The organism is Litchfieldella anticariensis FP35 = DSM 16096 (assembly GCF_000409775.1).
GTDB classification, from domain to species: domain Bacteria; phylum Pseudomonadota; class Gammaproteobacteria; order Pseudomonadales; family Halomonadaceae; genus Litchfieldella; species Litchfieldella anticariensis.
Genome location: NZ_KE332379.1, coordinates 1 through 2,057, shown reverse-complemented (window position 1 = coordinate 2,057; position 2,057 = coordinate 1). Strand labels below are relative to the sequence as shown.

1 protein-coding gene is annotated in these 2,057 nt (G+C 64.2%); it reads right to left on the bottom strand.

Annotation, left to right across the window (positions count from 1 at the left end; translation table 11 throughout):
* Positions 1-1,922, bottom strand: a 1,922-nt coding sequence (locus tag L861_RS06815) for a toxin VasX (RefSeq protein ID WP_016414455.1), incomplete at its 3' end; no start/stop codon positions are given.
* Between the last annotated feature and the right edge of the window lie 135 nt (positions 1,923-2,057).

Here is a 2,057-nt window from a genome sequence, read left to right as displayed (position 1 = left end):
TCGCTGGCGAGTTCGAAGGTCAGCTCGCCACGCCGGGCGGCATCGATCAAGCGCGGCCCCAGGACCTTGGGCATTTCGCTGCTGCGGAACAATTCCTCGACGCTCGGCATCTGTCCGCGGCCCGCCAGGGCTTCGGACACCGCTGACATGGCGCGTTCCAGGTTCACCCCTACCGCCGGGGTCAGGTTGGCCTGTACCCCGTCGGCCGCGGCCTGGGCGTCATCACTCAGGGCATCGACATCCGGGAGCTTGCCCGCCTCCAGCGCCATCAACTTGCCGATCCAGTCGGGCATTTCCGCTAGCAGGCCGCGGCTGACACCATAGAATACCGTGTAATCGCGAATCAGTGCCGTGCCATCGGCCAGCGACAGCCCATAGAACATCGGCCGGTCGAAGTGAGGATTGGCCTGCAGCCAATCGGCAATCCGCTCGTTGGCCTGATCGCTGCGCCCGATGTCCCGGGTCACGGCATACTCGGCCATGAACGCTGCTGTCACCTGGGCGTCGTCCTGTGGATCGAAATACCAGGCGGCCAGTTGGAAACGGCTACTGCACAGCATGTCGGTGCGGTCGCTGCTGATGCGATCGAGCAGGCCGTTCCAACGTGCCAGTTTCTCGCGCTGTTTCGTCAGGAACCGATCCATCTCGTCGCGACGCACTAGCTCGTTGACGCCACGCTGCCCCAGCTTGGCGCCATTGAGCATGTCGTCGATGCGCTGTCGCTGCTCTTGCCGAAGTTCTATCAGCGCGTCGAGATGCTCATCGACGAACGCGTCGTTCGCGTCTCTCAGCAGGCGGCGTGTGCTCTCTCGCTGGAGCACGGTGCGGCGCTGAGATTCTACCTGCAGAAGTGCCATGTCCGGTCCAATGCGAGGGCTCATGCTGGCGCTTTCTCGCAACGCTTCCTTGCGGAGATCCAGCGCTCGCAGCTCCGCCTGCACGTCATCGGGCAAACTGGCGTCATCGACGTCGGGTAACGGCCCCTCGTGGTTCAGATAGTCGGTAACGGCTCGGCGCGTGGCCTCGTCATCCAACGCCTCCAGGTCATTCCACAGGGCTTCACGAGGCGTATCCTGATCCAGCTCCGCCAGGGCGTCCAATGCCGCTTGCGAGAGCTCGGTCGCCGATTCGATATAGCTGCCCAGCAGGTAATCGCGTTCGGTCTTCCCTCCCTTCTCTTCGCTCCACGCTTCGATCCAGCCCACCACGTCGTCCTGGAACTGGGCGAGGTCGCGCATCACGCCGATGTCGTCGCGCACCAGCAGGCACAGGCATTCATCGGGCTCTTCGATGGCATGGGCTTCGTAGAGCTTGCCGATACGGCTCTTGTGGTAGTAGGGCTCGTTCTCCCAGTGGTAGGCCTCGCCTTCCTGCGGGTGGCCGTCCTCCGGCGCCTCGGGCGTATGGTCCTCGGCGAATTCGGCCACCCACTGTTCGGCCTGGTCGAGCGGGATCAGGTGCTCACCGCCGCTGACCGGGCCGGCCCCGGCCAGGTTGACCGCCTGCATGAAGGCGTCGCGGTCCTCGCGACTATCCCGGACCTGGGCGCGCTTGGCTTCGGTCCATGGCACCTCGGAGAAGCATACGTAGATCGTGCGGTCGTTGGGGTAGTCGAGCTTGCCGCTGACCGTAGCGCCCTGATCGCTGAACGTGTACTCATCGATCTCGTTGGTCTGGCCATCCAGCACATAGAGGTAGCCATTGCGCATCAGGCGCAGGCCAAGTGGACGCGCGCTGAGCGTGTAGGGCGTGGGGCAGCCGGGTTCGAGCGCTTCGACCAGACCATAGCGCAGCGGGATCAGTTGCACTTGGCCGTTCATCAGTGGGCAGATGGCGCCTTCTTCCACGGGGCGATCCGACCCCTCGGCGGCGGCAAGATCGCCATCGTTACGATCATCGGCGGGGCGTTCGAACGTCGACATCTCGGTTCCCTGTTGTCTGTGTCGTGATGGCCGTCATCGTTACGGCGGTCAGGCGCGGCATCCGGGCAGGCCAGTCATGTCAGCCAATCGTCCAGGAGGCTCTTGGCCTCTTGCGCGTGGCCGGGAGGAATGTCG